The 21,558-nt window shown below is 62.2% G+C and carries 23 protein-coding genes; 14 read left to right on the top strand and 9 right to left on the bottom strand.

Going from position 1 to position 21,558, the window contains the following annotated elements; all coding sequences use genetic code 11:
• Positions 1–18: 18 nt before the first annotated feature.
• The 3 genes from R3C98_RS17405 to R3C98_RS17395 form a co-directional block, all read right to left on the bottom strand.
• Positions 19–1,521, bottom strand: coding sequence for a DnaA ATPase domain-containing protein (locus R3C98_RS17405; RefSeq protein WP_371315345.1), 1,503 nt, complete (start codon positions 1,519–1,521; stop codon positions 19–21).
• Positions 1,522–2,143: 622 nt separating this feature from the next.
• Entirely contained in the window at positions 2,144–2,407 is a 264-nt protein-coding gene (rpsT, locus tag R3C98_RS17400; RefSeq protein ID WP_371315344.1) for a 30S ribosomal protein S20, read from the bottom strand.
• Between the two features lie 125 nt (positions 2,408–2,532).
• Positions 2,533–3,315, bottom strand: a complete 783-nt coding sequence (locus R3C98_RS17395) for an enoyl-CoA hydratase (RefSeq protein WP_371315343.1) — start codon at positions 3,313–3,315, stop codon at positions 2,533–2,535.
• Positions 3,316–3,601: 286 nt separating this feature from the next.
• On the opposite strand from R3C98_RS17395, the gene R3C98_RS17390 reads away from it, so the two are divergent.
• Entirely contained in the window at positions 3,602–4,978 is a 1,377-nt protein-coding gene (locus tag R3C98_RS17390; RefSeq protein ID WP_371315342.1) for an ABC1 kinase family protein, read from the top strand.
• An 18-nt stretch (positions 4,979–4,996) separates the two neighbouring features.
• On the opposite strand, the gene R3C98_RS17385 is transcribed toward R3C98_RS17390, so the two are convergent.
• Positions 4,997–6,271 (bottom strand): cytochrome P450, encoded by a 1,275-nt coding sequence (locus R3C98_RS17385; RefSeq protein ID WP_371315341.1) that lies wholly within the window; start codon positions 6,269–6,271, stop codon positions 4,997–4,999.
• A 96-nt stretch (positions 6,272–6,367) separates the two neighbouring features.
• Here R3C98_RS17385 and R3C98_RS17380 point away from each other — a divergent pair, with 96 nt between their 5' ends.
• The 7 genes from R3C98_RS17380 to hisG all read left to right on the top strand — a co-directional run bounded on the left by R3C98_RS17380 (position 6,368) and on the right by hisG (position 12,055).
• Positions 6,368–7,021 carry a TetR/AcrR family transcriptional regulator gene (locus tag R3C98_RS17380; protein WP_371315340.1) on the top strand — a complete coding sequence of 218 codons (654 nt, stop codon included), beginning with the start codon at positions 6,368–6,370 and terminating at the stop codon, positions 7,019–7,021.
• 14 nt (positions 7,022–7,035) lie between these two features.
• A complete protein-coding gene (locus tag R3C98_RS17375) occupies positions 7,036–7,215 on the top strand; it encodes a rubredoxin (protein ID WP_034761866.1) in 180 nt (59 codons plus the stop codon).
• Between the two features lie 39 nt (positions 7,216–7,254).
• Positions 7,255–7,905: a CPBP family intramembrane glutamic endopeptidase gene (locus R3C98_RS17370; protein WP_371315339.1), complete on the top strand. Its 651-nt coding sequence runs from the start codon at positions 7,255–7,257 to the stop codon at positions 7,903–7,905.
• A 71-nt stretch (positions 7,906–7,976) separates the two neighbouring features.
• Complete coding sequence (locus R3C98_RS17365) at positions 7,977–8,450, top strand: PaaI family thioesterase (RefSeq protein WP_371315338.1); 474 nt, start codon at positions 7,977–7,979, stop codon at positions 8,448–8,450.
• Between the two features lie 256 nt (positions 8,451–8,706).
• Positions 8,707–10,191, top strand: a complete 1,485-nt coding sequence (hisS, locus tag R3C98_RS17360; protein WP_371315337.1) for a histidine--tRNA ligase — start codon at positions 8,707–8,709, stop codon at positions 10,189–10,191.
• On the top strand, positions 10,188–11,318 hold the full coding sequence (locus R3C98_RS17355) for an ATP phosphoribosyltransferase regulatory subunit (RefSeq protein ID WP_371315336.1): 1,131 nt from the start codon (positions 10,188–10,190) through the stop codon (positions 11,316–11,318). The genes hisS and R3C98_RS17355 overlap by 4 nt, the downstream gene beginning before the upstream one ends.
• The gene (hisG, locus tag R3C98_RS17350) at positions 11,315–12,055 is read left to right on the top strand and encodes an ATP phosphoribosyltransferase (protein ID WP_371315335.1); all 741 of its coding nucleotides are present in this window, start codon (positions 11,315–11,317) and stop codon (positions 12,053–12,055) included. The genes R3C98_RS17355 and hisG overlap by 4 nt, the downstream gene beginning before the upstream one ends.
• 248 nt (positions 12,056–12,303) lie before the next feature.
• Here the strand turns inward: hisG and R3C98_RS17345 are convergent, their stop codons facing one another.
• The gene (locus tag R3C98_RS17345; RefSeq protein ID WP_371315334.1) at positions 12,304–12,717 is read right to left on the bottom strand and encodes a hypothetical protein; all 414 of its coding nucleotides are present in this window, start codon (positions 12,715–12,717) and stop codon (positions 12,304–12,306) included.
• Positions 12,718–12,866: 149 nt separating this feature from the next.
• On the opposite strand from R3C98_RS17345, the gene R3C98_RS17340 reads away from it, so the two are divergent.
• The 3 genes from R3C98_RS17340 (at position 12,867) to R3C98_RS17330 (ending at position 15,412) form a co-directional block, all read left to right on the top strand.
• A complete protein-coding gene (locus R3C98_RS17340) occupies positions 12,867–14,057 on the top strand; it encodes an aspartate aminotransferase family protein (protein WP_371315333.1) in 1,191 nt (396 codons plus the stop codon).
• Between the two features lie 18 nt (positions 14,058–14,075).
• Positions 14,076–14,489, top strand: a complete 414-nt coding sequence (locus R3C98_RS17335; RefSeq protein ID WP_371315332.1) for a GFA family protein — start codon at positions 14,076–14,078, stop codon at positions 14,487–14,489.
• Positions 14,490–14,575: 86 nt separating this feature from the next.
• A complete protein-coding gene (locus R3C98_RS17330) occupies positions 14,576–15,412 on the top strand; it encodes a thioesterase family protein (protein WP_371315331.1) in 837 nt (278 codons plus the stop codon).
• Positions 15,413–15,415: 3 nt separating this feature from the next.
• On the opposite strand, the gene R3C98_RS17325 is transcribed toward R3C98_RS17330, so the two are convergent.
• Positions 15,416–16,042, bottom strand: coding sequence for a cytochrome b/b6 domain-containing protein (locus tag R3C98_RS17325; RefSeq protein ID WP_371315330.1), 627 nt, complete (start codon positions 16,040–16,042; stop codon positions 15,416–15,418).
• A gap of 113 nt (positions 16,043–16,155) precedes the next feature.
• On the opposite strand from R3C98_RS17325, the gene R3C98_RS17320 reads away from it, so the two are divergent.
• Complete coding sequence (locus R3C98_RS17320) at positions 16,156–16,662, top strand: helix-turn-helix transcriptional regulator (RefSeq protein ID WP_371315329.1); 507 nt, start codon at positions 16,156–16,158, stop codon at positions 16,660–16,662.
• A gap of 44 nt (positions 16,663–16,706) precedes the next feature.
• Positions 16,707–17,543, top strand: coding sequence for a carbon-nitrogen hydrolase family protein (locus tag R3C98_RS17315; RefSeq protein WP_371315328.1), 837 nt, complete (start codon positions 16,707–16,709; stop codon positions 17,541–17,543).
• A 159-nt stretch (positions 17,544–17,702) separates the two neighbouring features.
• Here the strand turns inward: R3C98_RS17315 and nspC are convergent, their stop codons facing one another.
• A complete protein-coding gene (gene nspC / locus R3C98_RS17310) occupies positions 17,703–18,845 on the bottom strand; it encodes a carboxynorspermidine decarboxylase (protein WP_371315327.1) in 1,143 nt (380 codons plus the stop codon).
• Positions 18,846–18,893: 48 nt separating this feature from the next.
• Here nspC and R3C98_RS17305 point away from each other — a divergent pair, with 48 nt between their 5' ends.
• Positions 18,894–19,571, top strand: coding sequence for a hypothetical protein (locus R3C98_RS17305; protein ID WP_371315326.1), 678 nt, complete (start codon positions 18,894–18,896; stop codon positions 19,569–19,571).
• A gap of 58 nt (positions 19,572–19,629) precedes the next feature.
• Here the strand turns inward: R3C98_RS17305 and R3C98_RS17300 are convergent, their stop codons facing one another.
• Together R3C98_RS17300 and R3C98_RS17295 are read right to left on the bottom strand one after the other, a co-directional pair.
• Positions 19,630–20,289, bottom strand: a complete 660-nt coding sequence (locus R3C98_RS17300) for a thioredoxin family protein (protein WP_371315325.1) — start codon at positions 20,287–20,289, stop codon at positions 19,630–19,632.
• Between the two features lie 4 nt (positions 20,290–20,293).
• Positions 20,294–21,508, bottom strand: a complete 1,215-nt coding sequence (locus R3C98_RS17295) for a saccharopine dehydrogenase family protein (protein ID WP_371315324.1) — start codon at positions 21,506–21,508, stop codon at positions 20,294–20,296.
• Positions 21,509–21,558: the final 50 nt, after the last annotated feature.

The following is a 21,558-nucleotide window of genomic DNA, read 5'->3' as shown; positions in this document are numbered from 1 at the left end:
ACTGGCCTATTCAGTTCGTTAATGGCCGCCGGAAGCCTGCAGTTCGAGGATCGCAGCGGCCACACGGGCGATATCCGCGGACAGTTCCGGGTCGTTCGGCAGGTCCCGCGTCAGCTTCCGGTGAGCGTAGAGAACGGTTGTGTGGTCTCTCCGCCCGAAGGCGCGTCCGATCTGCGGGAAGGACTTATGGGTCTGCTCCCGGCACAGGTACATGGCGATCTGGCGTGGATAGACAACGGAGCGGGCCTTGGAGGGGCTTTCGAGGTCGGCCTTCGACACGTTGAAGACCTTCATCGCCGCCTTTTTCACCAGTTCAATTGTCGGCGCCCGCACTTCGCCTTCCATGCGGCGGATGACCCGTTCCAGCATGTCGGAGGTCGGTGTCATCGTGCCGAAGCCTGCTTCAGTGAACAGGTTCCAGACCGCGCCGGTCAGTTCCCGGCCGGGGCCGCGAATGCCGGTATGGATCCGCTCGATCAGGGCTTCGTCGAGGACGAATTCCGGATGCGCGATCTCGATGTGACGGGCCAGGCGGCGGATGATATCGCGCCGCATGTCTTCGTCCGGCAGCTCCACCTCGACAACAGTGGCACCTTTCAGCTCGCTCATCATCCGCGGCGAGAAGCCAGCCAGCTCGCCCGGCGTCTTGTCGCCTGCGAGGACGACATTGCCGCCCTGGCCGGTGACTTCACGGATGTTCTGGAACAGCTCGGTCTCGGTGCCGGGCTTGCCCGAAATGCGGTGCAGGTCGTCGATCAGCAGGATGGACGCGGACCGCAGACGCTTTTTCAGGGCGCTGGTGTCCTTCGCTTTCACGCCGTCCGTATAGGCCGACAGGAATTCCTCCGCCGTCAGGTACACGACGGTTGCGTCAGCATTGGTTTCCAGGGCGCGGCTGCGCAGTGCCAGCAGCGTGTGCGTCTTGCCCGTGCCCTGTGGGCCGGAGATCAGGTGAACCTGTGTCCCGACCGGCTGACCATCGGCCACCCGCTTGGCCAGTTCCACGGAAATCGCATTGGATTTGCCGGTCACCAGCGTGGCGAACGTCAATTCCGGTGCGCCGGAAGATGCGCGTGGGCCTTGTGCCGCGTCGCCGTCATTGCCGCCCGCTCCATTGCCAGACCCATTGCCGGCGCCGCCCGCAGCCGCTTCCGGCTCAGCTTCGGTCCAGGGATCCTCGACGATGGCACGCAGGCTGCTGCCTGCTTCCTTCCAGCAGACGAGCCGGATGTCGCGCCGGGCATCGTCATGCTCCTTCCAGATACGCTGGAGGATGTGGCGGTGATCTGCCGACACACGGTCATAGGAGAGACGATCACGCGCGGCGATGACGATCTTGCCGTCAACTTCCGCGATCAGTTTCAGATCACCGATCCACCGCTGAAAATCTGCGGTGGAGAGGACCTCCTTCAGGTGTTCCCGGACGGCCTGCCAGATTGCCTGGCCGGGAAGACTGGAGATCTTCTTGTTGGTTTTGGAATCTACGCTGGCTGGAGTGTCAAAGAGTCTGTTTCGGTCCATGCCGAGCCCCATTTTTTTGTTATCTGTTACAGCCACCAAACCGGCACGCAACACCCCTGTCCAGTCACCCGAAACTGGCCCCGAAAATACTCCGTACAGGGATGTTTATCGTTGGTGAGCTCAAGGTACCGACGGGTGGTTTCAAAGACAAGTGTATCTTTTTTTCGACAACCGTGATTGGCGTGTTGACTCTTTCCACAGCACCCTTGTGAGGCGAAAAAAACCTATATGGCTCAACGGTTTTTTCCGTTCAAACCTGCCTGCATTTTTTTTCCAGTGAGCCCTCGCGCACAAAAGTTCACTTTTGTTCTGTCAACCTGGCTTCATCAATATTGGCTGTGAAATTCGTGCCAATTACTGGAAATATTTTGTAACAGTTTTGATCGTCCCTTTCGATTGCGCATTCACGCAGGCCGAACACGTTGAGTTCTGCAATTTCGCATTTCTGTAGGTTATTCCGACAAACGTGTGACACACTTTCGAGCAGAGCCTGACCGCGAATTGGGCGAAGCGCAAGGTAATTCGGAATGCGGATTTTTTACCGGATTTCGGGTGCAAAAAACCCGCCGGGCGAGGCGCCGGGCGGGCTTGTTTCTTGCCGGTGGTCCGGAAGGATTTGGCCTCAGGCCATTGCCTTCACGCGGGCAGCCAGACGCGAGACTTTACGCGCAGAAGTGTTTTTGTGCATGACGCCTTTGGTGACGGCACGCATCAGCTCCGGCTGGGCAGCCTTGAGCGCATCTGCGGCAGCGGTCTTGTCGCCCGAAGCAATGGCTTCTTCGACCTGACGGACGAATGTACGCACGCGCGAGCGACGGGCCTTGTTGACCTCGGTTCGGCGCTCAATCTTGCGGACCATCTTCTTGGCGGAACGGGTATTAGCCATATCAAACTCCTGTTGCCCGAGAGGCGACCCTCAGGCTGAAGGCGCGGAGATACATAAAGGCCGGTTTGGCGTCAACCGGAGAGTCCCGTCCAATACGGGAAAAATGCACCTGCCGGCTCTTGTCGTTACTTGTCGCGGAAATGGGCCGAGCGCTTTTCGACATAAGCGGCCATGCCCTCTTTCTGGTCCGAGGTCGAGAAGAGGGACTGGAACAGGCGCCGTTCGAACTGGATGCCCTGCGAAAGCGGGGTCTCGTAGGCATAGTTCACGGCTTCCTTGGTCATCATGGCGCCGGCCATGGGCATGGAGGCAATTGTGCGGGCAAGGCTGCGGGCTTCGTCCATGAGGTCTTCTGCCTTCACCACCCGGCTGACCAGTCCGAATCGCTCGGCCTCGCCGGCATCCATCAGGCGGCCTGTCAGGCAGAGTTCCATCGTTTTCGACTTGCCGATTGCCCGCGTCAGGCGCTGGGTGCCACCTGCGCCGGGCATGACGCCGAGGCGGACTTCCGGCTGGCCGAACTTGGCATTGTCGGCCGCCAGGATGATGTCGCACATCAGGGCGAGCTCGCAGCCGCCACCCACTGCATAGCCCGAAACAGCGGCGATAATCGGCTTGCGCAGGCGGGCCGTCCGCTCCCAGTTCCGGGAAATGAAGTCCTCATAATAGGACTCCGGGAAGGTCTTGTCCTTGATTTCCTTGATGTCGGCGCCGCCGGAGAAGGCTTTTTTGGAGCCGGTCAGGATGACACAGCCGACCTTGTCTTCCTGGTCGCAGCGGTCGAGCGCGCTGGTCAGGTCGTTCATCATGGCTTCGGACAGGGCATTCAGTGCGTCCGGACGGTTCATCTGGATCACGGCGACGCCGGTATCCTCGTCAAACTCGGTAAGAAGCGTATCGTAGGGCATGGAAAGGGTATCCTTTCGGTGGCCGCGAACTGTCCTCGGGACAGCACAAGGGCCCAGTATGGGGATGTCTTGGTTAAGAAGGGATTGGCATGGCCGGACGCGCCGGCGGGTACCTCTTGTGGTTAACCTGGCATTACAGGCCGGTCATGAATTCGAGGCGCGCGCTATAACGCCGCCTGATCGGCTTGTCACCCGGTGGAGTCAGATAGCTGTAAAAGGCCTGCATATTGGCCTGCGGCGCCGCAAACCCTGTGCCAGTTTCGCGCGTACACTCTATATGAGTAACATGAGCGATACATCCGGCCCTGCTGGCGGCCCGCCCTCCGATCCCGAACGCAACCGCTTCACCGGGCGCCTGACCCGCACCGCAAAGGTGGGGGCTAACCTGTCCGGGGCAGGGCTGACCTTTGCGGCGCAGAGCCTGTTCGGCGGAGACCAGGGTGATGAGAAGATCGCAAAGGCGCTGGCCGCCGCGCTCGGCAAGTCAAAAGGCCCGCTGATGAAAGTGGCGCAGCTGCTGTCCACCGTGCCCGATCTCTTGCCTGAAAAATACGCTGCAGAGTTTGCACAGCTGCAGGCAGAGGCCCCGGCCATGGGCTGGCCGTTCGTGCGCCGGCGCATGCGGGCGGAACTCGGCGGGGACTGGCAGGGCAGGTTCGCGGACTTCGGCCACGAGGCCTCCCACGCCGCCTCGCTGGGGCAGGTGCATGCCGCAACGCTTCACGATGGCCGCAAGGTCGCCTGCAAGCTGCAGTATCCGGACATGGCGAGCGCCGTGGAGAGTGATGTCGGCCAGCTGAAGACCGTGCTCGGCCTCTTCAGGCGCATGGACGGCTCCATCGACCCGACTGCCATGGTGGAGGAGATCACCGACCGCCTACGCGAGGAACTCGACTATGCCCGCGAGGCGAAGCACATGGAGCTCTACGCCCTGATGCTGGCGGAGAAGGACTTCGTACAGGTGCCGGAACCGGTGGAGGAGCTCTCTACCGACCGCCTCCTCACCATGACATGGCTGACCGGCGAGCGCCTCACCGCCTTCGAGGACGCCTCGCAGGAGACCCGCAACCATATCGCCGAAATGCTGTTCTGGACCTGGTGGGGGCCGTTCAACTCCCACGCCGTGATCCATGGCGACCCGCATCTCGGCAACTATCAGGTGACCGGAGAGGGGACGGGCCTGAACCTGCTCGACTTCGGCTGTATCCGCATTTTCCCGCCCACCTTTGTGGAAGGCGTGGTCGATCTCTATCGCGCCCTCCAGAAAGACGATTTCGACGCGGCCTATGCCGCCTATGAAAAATGGGGGTTCGTGGGCCTCTCGAAGGACCTGGTCGAAGTGCTGAACATCTGGGCGCGCTTTATCTATGGACCGCTGCTGGACGACCGGGTGCGCAGCGTGGCCGATGGTGTGACTGCGGGCGAGTATGGCCGCAAGGAAGCCTTCACGGTCCGCAAGCTTCTGAAGGAGAAAGGCCCGGTGAAGATCCCGCGCGAGTTCGTCTTCATGGACCGCGCCGCCATTGGCCTCGGCGCGGCTTACCTGCGGCTCGGTGCGGAGCTGAACTATTGCCGCCTGTTTCAGGAAAGCCTTGAAGGCTTCTCGGTGGAGGCCGTCACAAAAAGACAAGCCGACGCGCTGGCAGCGGTCGGCCTGAATTAAAGCGTATGGGCGAAGGCCCTAGTTCATCTTGAACTTGATCGGGATCGATTTCGGCCCGGAGACGAAATTCGCCTGAACCCGTGTCGGCGTGCCGGCGAGTTCAAGGGACTGGAGGCGCGGCATCAGCTCTTCCCACAGGATGCGCATTTCCATCCGGCCGAGATGCTGGCCGAGGCAGACGTGCGCACCATAGCCGAACGCAACGTGCTTGTTCGGCGTACGGTCGATCTTGAAGGAATAGGGATCGTCAAACACGTCCTCATCGCGGTTGCCCGACGGATAGGACAGGAACAGCCAGTCATTCTTCTTGATCTGCCTGCCGGCGACTTCCGTGTCAGCGGTCGCGGTGCGCATGAAATGCTTCACCGGCGTTTCCCAGCGGATGGACTCTTCTACCATGGACGGGATCAGCGAGAGGTCGTCCTTCAGCTTGCGGAACTGGTCCTGGTTCTCGGCGAGGGCCCAGAGGGCGCCGCCAGTCGTGTTGGACGTGGTGTCATGCCCGGCCGTGGCGGCGATGATGTAGTATGACATCGCTTCGAGGTGGCCGAGCGGCTTACCGTAGACTTCCCCATTGGCAATAACGCTGGCGAGGTCTTCGCGCGGGCTCTTGCGGCGGTCTTCCGTGACAGCGGCGAAGTAGGCGAAGAAGTCGGCCACCGTTTCCTGGATACTGGCGATGCCCATTTCCGTGTCGGCAATCGACTGGCCTGAACGGTTCTGTTCGGGGTCCTGCGCGCCAAAGATTTCCTGCGTCAGCTTCAGCATGCGGGGTTCGTCCTCTTCCGGCACCCCGATCACATCCATGATGACATGAAGCGGATAGAGGAAGGCGACATCCTTGGCGAAGTCGCACTCGCCGCCCTTGTCGGCCATCTTGTCGATAAAGCCACGCGCGATGCCACGAATCCGGTCCTCCAGCTTGCGGAGGTTCTGCGGCATGAACCAGCCCTGTGTCAGACGGCGGTACTGCATGTGATCCGGATTATCCATCTGCACCAGCGAGCGCAGCAGGTTGGGCGAGCCGCCCATCATGGCGCGCACTTTTTGGTCCGCTTCGATCGTGGTCAGCGTGGCGGAGCGGTCTTCGTTATGGAACAGGTCGTTCTGACGCTCGATGTTTTGGATATCGGCATGCTTGCTGACCACCCAAAACGGATCGAAGCCTTCGACCTCGGCAACATCCAGCGGTGCGTTCTTGCGCAGCCAGGCAAAGGCCTCGTGCGATCGATCCCAGTCGGCATAGGCCTTCGGATCAACAACGGCTTCGGCGATATGGGCGGGTATGGTCATGCTTTCCTCCGGTGGTGGGAGCAACTTCCGGCTCCCGGTCGGAACAGCATCTAACATATACTTGCTATACAGCCAACAAATATGTTAGGCGGATTCATGCCTCACGCGTCCACAGCCTCACCGACCGATCATCCCACCGCTCAAGGCGGGCGGCTGACACAGGCCGAACGGCGTGAGCGGTCCGAACAGGAATTGCTGGAAGCGGCCATGCGGGTCGTGTCCGCCAGCGGCGTCGCCGCAGCCACTTTCGACGCCATCGGCAAGGAGGCGGGCTATTCCCGCGGCCTCGTCACGCAGCGTTTCGGGTCGAAGGACGGCCTGATCCGCAGTCTTATCACCGCCTTGCATAGCTGGCAGCGCGAAGCGCTGGAGGCCGCTGATGTGGAACGCATGGACGGCCTCTCCGCACTTTGCGCCTTCGTTGAGCTGCATTGCCGGTCGCTGGACGGACAGGAACAAGACAAGGCCTATTACATGCTGCTGGCAGCGGCGGTTGCCGACCGGCTTGAGACCCGTGAGGCTTTCGCCGAGTCGCACGAAGTCGAGCGCGTTCTGATCCGCAGCCTCATTGAGCGGGGGCAGGCCGAGGGCAGCATCCGGAAAGACGCCGACGCGGACGCCACCGCCCTGATGGCGGGTTGCGCGCTGATCGGTATACGCATGCAGAACATGATCGACCCGGGCACGGACATCGCACCCATCAAGGATATGTTGATCCAATCGCTGCGCGCACGCCTGGCGCCGGTCTGAGGAGGAGGGAAGGAATGAGCGAAGCACCTTACAAGGTCTGGCAGTGCCGCACCTGCGGTTACATCTATGAAGAAGAACATGGCGACCCGACAGAAGGGCTTGCGCCTGGCACCCGTTGGGCCGACATTCCGGAGGATTGGGTCTGCCCGCTCTGCGGCACGCCGAAATCTGACTTTGACATGATCGAGCTCTAAGGCCTGGGGCCCGACGGGCCACAGGGACGCACGACTCAATTGACCCGCCTTCGCTCGATGGTCTGGACGGCAGTCATTGTCGCCGTCGCCTACCAGTTTCTGGTCATACTGCCAGCGATCGTTGTCCATCGATTGATGCCGGGCATGTCGGTTGTCACGCTGTCCGGCATTGCCAATGTGCTGACCGTGATGGCGATCTATGGCTATCTCAAGGTTCAGGGTGTGGCCGATGAGGTGGCCGATCCCGGCGACATGAACCTGATCATTGTGCTGGGCGCCTTCGTGGTGGCCGTGGTCGCCGTTGCCCTCGCCACTTTCATGGCAGGCCTGCTGGCGATCATGTTCGGACCGCAGGGCCTCAGTGTCAGTGACAGTTTCACGCACCAGCTGCAGGCCGGCAGGCGGGCGGAAATCCTGTTCGCTGTCGTGCTGGTGGCCCCCTTTGCGGAAGAATTCATCTATCGTGGTCTGGTCATGGGCGTCCTGCTTGCCCGCGGCTGGTCGCCGTTTTCGGCGGCAGGCCTTTCGGCCGTGATCTTTGCCATCCAGCACATCCAGTATGGCTGGATCGGCATCCTGGTGGTGATGATGTACGGCATGGTGCTGGGTCTGCTGCGCGTGGCGAGCGGAGGCCTGTTCCTGCCGATCATGGCGCATTTGTTCATCAATCTCATCTCGTTGACGATGTGACGCGCCCTGCGCTGCGCCCGTTCGCTGGGGGAGGGCTGGCAAATCCCGGCAGACGGCGCTAAGCGGACGCCATGACTGACGATCTTTCACGCAACCAGACATTCGACCTGCCGGAAGGCTACCAGATGCTGCCCTGGCACCGGGGCTTCGGCCGCCAGGTGGGCCCGCTGTTCGAGAAGCGGGACGAGACGGGGCTGACCCGCGCCTTCCGTGTCGAGGAGCATCACACCAATGGCATGATGAACGCCCATGGCGGCATGCTCATGACCTTCGCCGACATGGCCTGGGGCGCAGCGGTGGAGAAGGATGACGACACCTGGTGGGTGACCGTCCGCCTGATGTGCGACTTCCTCTCCGGCGCCAAGCAGGGCAGCTTCGTCGAGGGCAAGGGGCATGTGATCGGCCGGCAGGACGATGTCTTCACCGTCGAGGGCAAGATCTGGGCAGACGACAAGCTGCTGATGCGCGGCACGGGCATCTTCAAGGTGATCGAGCGCCGGGACGGGCAGGAGAAGCCGTTCACCCGCCAGACCGAGGGCGCCTGAGCTTTCGGTTGACTTTGCCGGGCCGCCCCCGTATCGGCCATGCGTAATGAACACTGCACTGCACCACCATCACCATCATTCGTGACGCGCCGACGAGGCGCGAACCGGTCCGGCTGCGCCTCTGCTAAAGTGTTCCCCAAAGAACCAGATCAGACGAGGCAGGCCACAACCGGGGCGTGCCTGATGTTGACGTGTCGCCTTCCAATCCGGACCAGCACCGACTATGCGGTGCGCAAACAGGACTAAGAGCGACCTCATGAGCGACAAAGACAGCAAGCCCCTCTCCGGCAAGCAGCTTGCCCGCAAGCCGCGTGGCTTTCCCGACAAGCGTGAGGGTCTCCTGCATGCACAGGCAAGGCTCGTGGAAACCATTACCGGCGTCTATCGCCAGTGGGGCTTTGAGCACCTCGAAACCGGCGCTTTCGAGTATGTCGACGCGCTTGGCAAATTCCTGCCAGATACCGACCGTCCGAATGAGGGCGTGTTCGCCCTGCAGGATGATGACGAGCAGTGGATCGCCCTGCGCTACGATCTGACGGCGCCGCTCGCCCGCTTTGTCGCTGAAGCCGGCCAGGACCTTGGCCGCCCGTTCCGGCGCTATGCGGCCGGGCCCGTCTGGCGCAACGAGAAACCGGGCCCCGGCCGCTTCCGCGAGTTCTGGCAGTGCGATGCCGACACGGTGGGGGCGCCGGGCTTCCATGCAGATGCCGAGATGATCGCCATGGGCGCCGAAGCGCTCCGCGCCGTCGGCATGCATTCGGGAGAGTTTGCGATCCGGGTCAACACCCGCCGTTTGCTGAATGGTGTGCTGGACGCCGTCGGAGCTGAAAGCCAGGAGACGCGCCTCGCGATCCTGCGCGCGCTCGACAAGCTCGACCGGCTCGGTGCAGGCGGCGTGGCTGACCTGCTCGGGGAAGGACGCCTTGATGAGAGCGGCGACTATACAAAAGGCGCAGGGCTCGGGCCTGAAGAGGTCAAGCGCGTCCTCGCCTTTGCTGAGGCCGGCGCACCGACGCGCGAATCCACGCTCGCCAATCTCGCCAAAGCCGCAGGAGACAGCGAGCAGGGCAAGGCTGGGCTCGCCGAACTCGAAGCCATTGCCAGCGCCCTCGAAGGACTTGGTGCGCCGGAAAGCGATGTGCTGATCGACCCGTCGGTCGTGCGCGGGCTCGAATACTATACCGGTCCGGTCTATGAGGCAGAACTGCTGCGCGAAGTGACCGGCGAAGACGGCAAGACCTACCGCATCGGTTCCATCGGCGGCGGCGGGCGTTATGACGACCTTGTCGCGCGCTTCACCGGGCAAAGCGTTCCGGCCACGGGCTTTTCCATCGGTATTTCACGCCTTGCTGCCGCGATGCAGATCATGGGTGAAACGGCAAAGCTCGATGGCCCGGTCGTCGTGCTCAATCTCGACCGGGACAATCCTGCCATCGCGCTCTCCATTGCCGCCGAGTTGCGCAAAGCAGGGCTGCGCGCCGAAGCCTATATGGGCGGGGCCAACAATATGGGTAAGCAGATGAAATATGCCGACCGGCGCAATTCCCCGGTTGCTGTCATGGTGGGTGAGGATGAACTCGCCAAGGGCACGGTCACCATCAAGGATCTTGAAATGGGCGCGCTGAAAGCGCAGGCCATCAAGTCCAACGAGGAATATCGCGAAGCCCGCCCCGGCCAGATGGAGGTGCCGCGCGCCGAAATGGTGGAAGCCGTCCGCCGCATCGTCGAGGCCCAGGCATGACTTACGCAGCCATCGTGAAAGCGGCCCGGTCCCGGTTCGAGGCCTCCGGCGCCGAGCCGGTCAATCCGGCCTATATCTTGCCGTCCGACATTCCGCTGGAATTGTCGGGCGAAGCTGTGCGTGCGCGCCTTTGCGTGTTCACGGACCATCGCGGCAACGAGATGGTCATGCGGCCGGACCTGACCCTGCCGGTGGCAGGGCTGGAAGCCGAACGGCTCGCCAGCGGTACCAATGGCCCGAAAGCCTATTGCTATGCCGCCGAGGCGTTCCGCCTGCCGGCGGCATCCGGCGACCCGATGGAATTCACGCAGGTCGGCTTCGAACGTTTCGGTCGGGACTCTGACCCGGTCGAGGATGCCGAGGCCTTTGCGCTGGTGCATGAGGCCGTCCGCGATTGCGATGTCCTGCCGGAAGCGATTGCCACGGGTGACCTCGCCATCTTCCCGGCCTTCATCGATGCACTGGGCCTGCCGCGTGTGACGGCAGACCTCTTGAAGCGGGCTTTCCGTCAGGAGGGCGGCGTGCGCGCATTGGTCGAGGCATCGCCTGCACCGATAGAGGCAGACCTCGTGCCGACGCTGGAAGCTGCGACGCCCGAAGAAGCCGAGACGGCCTTCCGGGCGGCACTGGCCGAACGAGGCATTCCCTTGATCGGAACACGGAGCGTTCCGGAGATCATTTCAGGCCTGCGCGCCCGGGCTGCGGCGCTGGCCGCCGGCGGCGTGCCAGAGAAGGTGCGCGAAGTCATCGGGGCGCTCGCTGCGGTGAACTGCGAAGCTGCCGAAGCGGCCGACCAGCTCGACGCGATTGCTGTGAAGTACAGCCTGCCACGCACCTCTGACGCTATCGAACGCGTCGCCCGGCGGATGGAACTGATCCGCGAATTGCTGCCGGAGGTGAAGGCGATCTGCCGGTTCCGGTCGGGCTTCGGACGTCGGTTCACCTATTATGACGGCTTCCTGTTCGAGACGCTGGGCCCGAACCTGAGCGAGCGCCAGCCTATTGCATCCGGCGGGCGTTATGACGGCCTCGTCTCCGGCCTCTCGAATGGCGAGGCCAATGCGACGGCCATTGGCGGCATGGTGCGGCCCGACCGCGTGCTGCGTGCGAAAGGGAGGGGCGCATGACCCGTCTGTCACTGGCGATCCCGTCCAAGGGGCGGCTGAAGGAAAAATCCGAGGCATGGCTGGCCTCTGCCGGTTTCCCGGTCACCCAAATCGGCGGCGAGCGCGGTTACCAGGCCGAGATCGAAGGTCTCGGCGATGTCGAGATGCGGCTTCTTTCTGCGCGGGAGATCGCCCAGGGCCTGGTCGACGGGAGCCTGCATGCCGGCGTGACCGGCGAAGACCTGCTGCATGACCTCGCCCCGACCGGGGAGAGCGATTTCGACGTCGTGAAGCGACTGGGCTTTGGCGGGGCCGACGTGATCGTCGCCGTGCCTCAGGCCTGGGTCGATGTCGATACGATGTCAGACCTTGAAGCTGCGGGGGCTGCCTTCCGAAAAGCGCATCACCGCCGCCTGCGGGTCGCGACCAAATACATGCGCCTGACCCGGCGCTTCTTCGCAGCCCGTTCGGTCGGGGAATACCGCCTTGTCGAGAGCGCGGGAGCCACCGAAGCTGCCCCAACGACAGGCTCTGCCGATGTGATCGTCGATATCACGTCGACCGGCGCGACCCTGAAGGCCAACGGACTGAAGATCCTGTCGGACGGGCTGATCCTGAAAAGCGAGGCGGTCTTTGCGGTGTCACCGGCTGCCGTATGGTCACCTGAGGCGAAGGCCAGCCTGGAGGTCTTGTTCGCAGGTGCAGCAATTAAAGGTAAGGAATTACTAGAAAAAATCGAAGACACATTCTTGACATAACTCGAAATGCGCGGCCTTATGTCCCAGCAAGTTTCTGGGAGGAAACGCTGCAAACGGTGGGAGGCGCGGACCAAGGGTCCGCGCCTCTTTCGTTTGGAGGTATAATCAGGGGCAGTGAGAACCGGGCAGACCGGAGCAACGGCTCAGGTGAGGTAGGGGGCGTTTGGACATCACGTCCGTTCCGCCCGGCTTCACGATTAACAATAAGCACTTATCGTTTATCGTCAAGTTCTATTATCGTTTTTCGATTAATCTTTTGTAATAGTGATCAGCCAGCTCGGGCTTCCGTCTTCCGGAACCACCCTCAGAATGCGTGTGCCGCCATCGGGGGTGAGCGTTTCGCTGATCTCCGCGCCTGAGACTTCGATCTTGAGGGAATCGGGCGCATCAGCTTGCTGATCAAGCTCGACATTGAACTCGCTGGCCCGTTCGCGGGAGATGAAAAGCTCCGCAGACTCGGCCGGGGTCAGGAAACGGACCGTTCCATCCTCTTCGATCACCATGGATTGACGCTGGGTCAGTTCTGTCCTGTCGGAGCCGCCCGATACGGAGGGTGCCTGCACAACATTGAGGGGAGGCGCCAGGCGTCCACCAATAGGCTGGGCCGCTGCCGGCAGCATAAGCAGGCTGAGCCCTGCGCCCAGGCTGGCAAGCCTCTTCATCCTCTGACTCCCAATCACTTTTGCGGCTACATAAGCGCGAATCGAGACGGCTGTCACATGCGGGGGTGCGCTGTGTGTTGACTTCCGGTCAGCCCCCCGTCATGCGTGGCGCCCTGAGAATAATCCTCGCGACATCGGAAGGGTAACAGATGAGCGATCCACGCCAGCATATCATGCCGGTCTACCGGCCGCCGGAAGAAATCTTCGAGAAGGGAGAGGGCGTCTACCTCTTCACCGAAGACGGGACGCGATATCTGGACTTCATCGCCGGCATCGCGGTCAACGCGCTCGGCCATTCGCACCCGGCCATGGTGGACGCCCTGCGCGAGCAGGCAGGCAAGCTGTGGCACACGTCGAACATGTTCCGTGTGCGCGGCGCTGAAGAGCTGGCTGACAAGATCTGCCGCGATACGTTCGCCGACCGTGTTTTCTTCACGAACTCCGGCACCGAGGCGATCGAGTGCGCGATCAAGTCCGCGCGCAAGTATCAATGGGCCAATGGCCACGAAGACCGCGTCGACATCATCACCTTCACCGGCGCCTTCCATGGCCGCTCGCTCGGCGCGATCAATGCCGGCGGCAATCCGAAATACCTCGAAGGCTTCGGCCCGGCGTTGCCCGGCTTCGTCCATCTCGAATGGGGCGACCACGAAGCCCTGAAGGAAGCCGTCTCCCGGCCGACCGCTGCGGCAGTCCTCGTCGAGCCGGTGCAAGGTGAAGGCGGCGTGCGCGCAATGCCGGAACAATGCCTGAAAGGCCTGCGGGACCTTTGCGACCAATACGGCGTTCTGGTGATCTATGACGAGGTCCAGTGCGGCATGGGCCGGACCGGCAAGCTGTTCGCCCACGAATGGGCCGAAGGCGCGACGCCGGACATCCTCTGCTCGGCCAAAGGTATCGGCGGCGGCTTCCCGTTCGGCGCCTGCCTGACGACCGAAGCCTGCGGCGAGCACATGCAGCCGGGCAGCCACGGTTCGACTTATGGCGGCAACCCGCTGGCCATGGCCGTCGGCAATGTCGTCTGGGACATCATTTCAGATGAGGCCTTCCTGGCAGAAGTGCGCCGTGTCTCCGGCACGATGGCCCAGAGCCTGAAGAGCATTGCCGACAGCCATCCGGACAAGGTGGAAGGCGTAACGGGCAAGGGTCTTCTGACCGGCCTCAAGATGAAGGCTGACCCGAAAGGCCTGCAGGGCGTCTGCCGTGACAAGAACCTGCTGGTCGGCGTGGCTGGTGCGAACGTGCTGCGCCTCGCGCCGCCGCTGGTGATCACGGATGAAAACGTCCGCGAAGCGACCCGCATCATGGACGAGGCCATCGGCGACTGGGAACCGGCCTGAGGACATGAAGCACTGGCCATGACGCACTGGGAAGGGGCTTGTCATTGCGGGGCCGTGCAGTTCCGCTTCGAGGCTGACATCACGGATGTCTACCAGTGCGACTGTTCCCTCTGCGCCATGAAGGGCGCGACGATGACCAGTGTCCGGAAGGACCGGTTCACGCTGGTTTCGGGCGAGGAGTCGCTCAGCGAATACCGATGGAACACGGGCGTTGCCCGCCACTATTTCTGCTCGGTCTGCGGTATCTATCCGTTTCACAGCAAGCGCTCGATGCCGGACCATTACGGCGTCAACGTCAACTGCCTGAAGGGCTTTGACCTGAGCGCCATCAGGATCCGCCAGACCGAAGGCGTGGGCATGACAGTCAATCCCGAAGGGGCCCGTGATGTCTGGCCCGGGCCGCGACAGGACGCGCCTGCCCGCAAAGATTGATGGGGAATTCCCCTTCCGGGGGTTCTGTCTTGGCGCGGCGCAGCTAAGCTGGCGGCAAGAAGACAGAACGTCCGGGAGGAAATTTCATGCAGGCCTCAGATGATTTCGAACAGGCAACGCGGCCTCAGCCGCTGGGAGAGGGGCGCTGGTCTGTCGACCTTCCGGAATGCTGGGGCCTGTGGAGTCCGGCAGGCGGTTTCATTACGGCGCTCGCGCTGAGGGCTGCCGGGGAGGCGAGCAGCCTGCCACGTCCGGCCAGCATGACCTGTCATTTCCTCCGCATGGGCAAATATGCCCCGGCAGAAATCCGCGTCGAGTCCGTGAAGGCGGGCAAGCGCAGCGAGCTGCTGAGGGCCGAACTGATTCAGGAGGGCAAATCCCTTCTGCTGTGTCATGTGTGGACCGTGTCCGACACGCTGCCCGGTCTGGTACATGACGATACGCAGGAAGCGCTGCCGGACCCGGCGAGTGTCCCCACTTTTGAAGAACAATATCCCGACGAGCCTTCGCATCCATTCTTCAGCCATTTCGAACAGCGCCCAATCCGCGGGACGCCGCACAAGGGTGAAGCGGCCCGCGATCCGGAACTGACGGGCTTCTACCGCTTCACGCCGCGCGCCATGGCGGAGGATGCCTTCGCCGATGCCGGGCGTGCGATCATCCTGATGGATACGTTCGGCTGGCTGGCCCAGTATCCGGCGCATCCGATCGACGGTCCGTCGCCCTGGATCGCGCCCAATATCGACTATCATTACCGCTTTCACCGCCCGACCGGTCATGCCGACTGGCTGCATATGCGGGTGCGCGCGCCAGTTGCGGAAAACGGGCTGATGGCGACAGACGGGGAAATCCGGGATGCGGCGGGCAGGCTGCTGGTGACCGGATCGTCCCAGCTGATGTGCCTGCCCCGTCCGGGGGCCTGAAAATCAGGCCTCCTCGTGCACCTGCTTGCGGCCGGTGACCATGGCGCGGGCGAGGTTTTCCTTGTGCGCAAGGCTTGAGGCGACAACGCCGGCAAGGTGCAGGCCGATCAGCGTGAGTGTGATGTAGACGAAGGCCTTGTGCACGCCTTCGAGCAGTTCTTCGGCTCCTTCATGTTCGCCTTCCTCTCCGAATGCGGAGGCGAGCGGCGCGAAGGTTTCTTCCGTCACGATCCCGGCAAGTGGCCCGGCATTGTCTTCCACGGCGTAGAGCGCCATGCCGGCCGATGTGGTGACCAGAAGGCTGAACAGCAGGGCAACGACCATGGCGCCGCCAGCGGGATTATGGCCGGCATAGTCCTTCACATTGCCCGAGAAGAGACCGCGCATGTATCCGATGACAGCGCCGGGCCCCCGCACGAAATCGGTGAACCGCGCATGCCGTGTGCCAATGACGCCCCAGACAATGCGCACCAGCACATAGCCCGCCACGACATAGCCCGCCCATTTGTGGATGCTGAACAGGTCGTCGCCAGACAGGTAGGCGGTGAAGAATGCAATCACGAGCGTCCAGTGCCCGATACGGATTAGGGGGTCCCATACCGGGCGGGTGGGGGATTTGGACTGGCTCATGCGAATGTCTCCGACGCTACCTGCTGGCTGTCGGAAACTGGCGCGGACTTGCCGGCGTAGCCATCCGTCACATGACGCATTCCCTTTACCTGCGGTTTGAGAGAGAAGGGCGTATGTCAGATGACGTATCCGGACGCAGAAGCCTTCTGGGCATTGCCGTGCTGTTTGGCGCGATCGCGCTATTCATCGGGGTAGACCTGATCACCGACAGTGGGGAAGGCGCTGGCGCGGGGCATCTTGCGGCTGAACTGGTCGTGCTGGTCGCCGCATCGTTCGGGCTGGGCGCCATGCTGTGGCGTCTCGGGCGCCTGCGCCGCGCGCTGGCCGATGCGCGGGAGGATGCCGGGCGCTGGCAGGCAGAGAACCGTGAACTGGTGCAAGGGCTCGGCGTTGCCATCGCACGCCAGTTCTCGGCCTGGGGCCTGACGGATGCCGAGTCCGATGTCGGCTTGCTGCTCTTGAAGGGGCTGTCCCTGCAGGAGATCGCCGACCTGCGCGAAACGAGCGAGCGCACCGTGCGCGAACAGGCGCGGGCTGTTTACCGAAAGAGCAGCCTGGCCGGGCGGAACGCCTTGTCTGCCTATTTTCTGGAAGACCTGCTTCCGGGAAGCGGCGGATAGATAAGTCCGCTGGCGCTCTTCGCGCGCGGCGCTAGGATCGCGGCATGACAAAGATCAAAGCTGCCTGTGTCCAGATGCGCTCCGGCGTGGAAGTCGCCCCGAATATCGCCGCGGCCTCGGCCCTCATCCGGGAGGCGGCGGGGCAGAGCGCGAAATTCATCGCGACGCCGGAGATGACGAACCTGCTCGACATCCGCCCCGGCATGGCGCGGCCGAAAATCGTGGAGCAGGACGATATCCCCCTGCATTCGTTCCAGGCGCTCGCGGCGGAACTCGGCGTGACCCTGCTTATCGGCTCGATTGCAGTGACGCTGCCGGACGATGAGCGCTTTGCGAACCGCTCATTCCTGATCGGGCCGGATGGTGGTGTGATTGCGCACTATGACAAGATCCACATGTTCGATGTCGAAGTGGGCGACGGTCAGAACTATCGCGAGAGCCGGGCTTACCGGCCCGGTGAGGCGGCGGTGCTGGCCAGGGCGCCCTTCGGCGAGATTGGCATGACGATCTGCTACGACCTGCGTTTCCCGCATCTCTACCGTCGCCTTGCGCAGGCGGGGGCAAGCATCCTGACCATCCCGGCGGCCTTTACCCGCGTAACGGGCGAGGCGCACTGGCATGTGCTGATCCGGGCGCGGGCGATCGAGACGGGCTGTTTCGTCATCGCCCCGGCGCAGGGCGGCAAGCATGAGGACGGGCGCGAAACCTTCGGCCACTCCCTGATCGTCTCCCCATGGGGTGAGGTGATCGCGGAAGCGGAAGACGCCGAGCCCGGCATCGTGCTGGCGGAGCTGGATCTCGATGAGGTGGCGAAGGCGCGCGGGCGCATTCCCTCGCTCGGGAATGACCGGGATATCGCTATTACAAGGCTGGGTGGCTAAACGTTCGCTGCGCCGGGGGCGAGCAGGCACACTGCCAGAAGGCAGACGACAAGACATCCAAGTGAGATACGCCCAGCCATGCGCAATCCTCCGAGGCCGTCAAACTGCCACGAAGAGGGGAACGCCCGGTGAAGGAATTCCGGAAAATTTGAAAGATTTCTACCTGCCGAGGCGGCGGCGGAATTCCTCATAACCGAATTGGGAAACCTGCTCCACGCGGCCGTCTTCCCAGCGGATGGCCAGGTTTGCCAGCGGCGTGCCGTTGAACGTGTTGGTCTTCACAAAGCTGTAGTGCATCTGGTCTGTGAAGACGAGCTGGTCGCCCGGCTGCAATGGTTTGTAGAAGGAGTAATCGCCGATCACGTCGCCCGTCATGCAGGTCTTCCCGCCGAGGCGGTAGGTGTTCGGCTTTTCTCCCGGTTTTCCGGCGCCGACAATATCCGGCCGGTAGGGGACTTCCAGCACGTCGGGCATGTGCGTGGAGGCGGAGGCGTCAAGGATGGCCAGATCCATCTCGTTCCAGTGCAGGGCAAGGACTGTGGCGTAAAGCTCGCCCGTGTTCACGACGAGGCCCGCGCCTGGCTCCAGGATGACGTCGACACCGAAGCGCGCCTTGAAGGCCTTGATCGCTTCGATCAGGACATCGACATCATAGCCCGGCTTGTTCAGGAAATGCCCGCCGCCGAAATTCACGGCGGAAACCTGTTCGATATACTGGCCGAAATTATCGGCGACGTGTTTGATCAGCCCGGCGGAGCCGTCTGCCAAGCTCTCGCACAGGGCGTGCACGTGGAAGATATCGACACCGGACCAGTCGACCTCGTCCAGCTTTGCGGGGACTTCGCCAAACCGGCTGCCCGGCGCGCAGGGGTCGTAAAGGTCACCGCCAAGGGTGGCGTTGGAATAGCCGGGATTCACGCGCAGGCCGACATGCGCACCGGCATCGCGGGCGATGTCGCCGAAGCGGGCGAGCTGTTCGGCGGAATTGAAATAGATGTGCCCGGCAGTCTTCGTCAGGCGGCGGACTTCATCCTCGGTATAGGCCGGGGAGTAGACATGCACTTCCTTGCCGAAGCTTTCATGTCCCATGATGGCTTCATGCTCGCCGCTGGCCGTGGTGCCATCGAGATAGTCGGTCATCACCGGGAAGGCCGCCGGCATGGCGAAGGCCTTGGTGGCCAGCAGAACCTTGCAGCCTGCCTCCTCCCGAACGCGTTTCGCCGTCTCCAGATTTTTCCGGAGGCGGGCGACGTCGAGGACGAAGCAGGGGGTTTTCAGGGGTTCAATCGGATTGGTTGCCATGGCACCATACACCTTAGATAGATATGTCCGGCTTTCGAAGGAGATGCCATGCCGATTTCGCCACGCCTCGCCGCACTGGTTTGCCTTGCATTATCCGTTTCTGTTCCTGCATCAAGTGCGGACCCGCAGGCTGAGGCACCCAGCCCGCCACCCTGCCGGATCAGCGGCAAGCTCGCCCCTGATATGTCCGCGCGTTATAATCTCGCCAAGGGCGGCTTTGCCTGGCTGGTTTTCGAGGCGCCGGTATCGGCCTTCAAGGTTGAGAACCTGACCCAGGCACCCGGGCTTGAACCTTTCTTCGAATTCCAGATCAAGCGACTTGCCGATGGCAGCTATGACGAGTTCTTCTCCTCGATGATCTATCTAGGGGAACTGACCTCGCCCAGCACCGGCCAGATCGTTGGAAACTGGAAGTCCTCGGTCACATTCGGCGAAGTGACCAAGACCGTGGACAATCTGAACATGCGCAGCTCCTTCCTGAACTATCCGGACTATCCGAGCCGGCTTGGAGGCGTTGGTGGGCGGACGACGACGCCAGCCGAATTCATCAGCGGACTGGAGGCGGGGGTGCCGTTGTCCTTCGATGCCCGCAATGAGAAGAATCCCGAGGAGCGGGTTACGGCCTCCATCGACATGACAAAGGCGGCCGAGTTTTTTGCACTGATGAAGCAGCAGGACGATATCGTCCGCAAGCAGGTCGCCGAAGGCGGCTGCGCCCCGACCTAGGTCTCCACTGCGAACAATTCGTCCTGATCGCCGGCTTCTAAGTCGCGGCTTGTCCCATTCAGCACTGTCTACGGTCACGTGAAGGGTCGTCCGGCAGGAAGCCGGCTTCGACGAGATCGAGAACGAATTCATCGCCGCGGGTACAGGGCCGGAAACCCTGGCCAAGTTCCGCTTGCGAAACCAGAACGCCAGTTTCCGCATTGGTGAGCGTGATGAAGGGGGTTCTCACGCGATCACGTCCACGTTCCTGTGCCATGCCGGTCACGCCGATCTCTTCGGCGAGGGCCGCGCCACTCGGACGGCGCACATCGATCTTGAGCGTCAGGATGCGGTACTCATCCTGGCTGGCCAGGGCGGCCTTGCGCTGGATGGGCGTTAGCGCTTCTTTCAGGAACCGGTCCACGGTCCAGGCGTTCCGGCCGGACAGTTCAGTCTTCTCCAGCTTCATGCAGGACGGGCACTCGTCAAAGCCCCAGACGATCATCAGGGGACGGCCTTCTTCCGCAGCCCGGCTGACGGCGGCATCATAGAGCTCCCGCGCATCGAGGCATTTGAAATAGACAGGCTTTGCCCGTTCGCCCTTGCAGCCTTCAATGGGCTGGAAGGCGGTGTAGTCGACACTCTTCTCGAAGACGAGCGGCCCTTGCAATGCGACTGATTCCTGGCCGCACGCGGCAAAAGCCAGAGCTGCGGAAAGCGCGATAAAAGCCCTGCGCATACCGTCAGGTTTCCACCGCGAAGAGTTCGTCCTGGTCGCCGGGGTTCACGTCAATGACATGCCAGGGCAGGCCGCGGGTGGCGACGTCTTCGAGGAAGGGCTTCGCCGGGAACTGTTCGACATTGAACACGCCCTTGCCGGCCCATTCTCCGCGGAAGAACATGGCCGCGCCGGAAACCGGCGGCACGCCCGTCGTGTAGGAGACGGCCTGCGCGGAGACTTCCTTGTTCGTCTCGGCATGGTCGCAGACATTGTAGATCATCTTCGTCAGCGGCTTGCCATCCTTCTTGCCACGGAAGATCACGCCGATGCTGGTCTTGCCGGTATAGCCCTCGGCGAGCGAAGACGGCACCGGCAGCAGGTCCTTCAGGAACTCCATGGGCACGATGTCCATGCCCTTGTGCTTGATCGGTTCGAGGCCGATCAGGCCGATGGATTTGAACACCTGAAGGTGCTTGATGTATTCGGCGCCGAACGTCATCCAGAAGCGGATCTGCTTCAGACCCTTGATGTTCTTCACAAGGCTTTCCTCTTCCTCGTGATAGATGAGGTAGGAATCCTTCGGGCCGACTTCCGGATAGTCGATGTCGCAATTGATGGAGAGGGCGGGGATCTCGATCCATTCGCCATTCTTCCAGTATTTACCGTCCTGCGTGACTTCGCGCAGGTTGATTTCCGGATTGAAGTTCGTGGCGAAGGTCTTGCCGTGGTCGCCGGCATTGCAGTCGACGATGTCGATATATTCGATCTCGTCGAACAGGTGCTCCTGCGCATAGGCGCAGTAGACGTTCGTCACGCCGGGGTCGAAGCCGCAGCCGAGAATGGCGGTGATGCCCTTCTCCTTGAAGCGGTCGTGATAGGCCCACTGCCAGGAATATTCGAACTTCGCGACTTCGCGCGGCTCATAGTTCGCCGTGTCCATATAGTTGCAGCCCGTTTCGAGGCAGGCATCCATGATCGGCAGGTCCTGATAGGGCAAGGCCATGTTGATCAGCAGGTCCGGCTTCACCTTTTCGATGAGGGCGACGACTTCAGCGACATTGTCGGCATCCACCTGGGCGATCTCGATCGGCGTCGTGCAGAGCTTCGCCACTTTTTCGCAACTTTCGAGGCGGCGAGAGGCGAGCGTGATGTGCTTGAACGTGTCGCGGTCCATCGCGCATTTCTGGGCGACGACCGAACCGGCAGCGCCGGCACCGATGATGAGAACGCGGTCCATGTCTGTGATAGTCTCCAGGCAGGGGTGGAAAGGTTCTCGCGCATGTAGGA

The organism is Hyphomonas sp., assembly GCF_041398465.1.
Classification (GTDB): domain Bacteria; phylum Pseudomonadota; class Alphaproteobacteria; order Caulobacterales; family Hyphomonadaceae; genus Hyphomonas.
The sequence above is the reverse complement of the archived record's forward strand: the minus strand, read 5'-3'. Positions and strand labels throughout refer to the sequence as shown.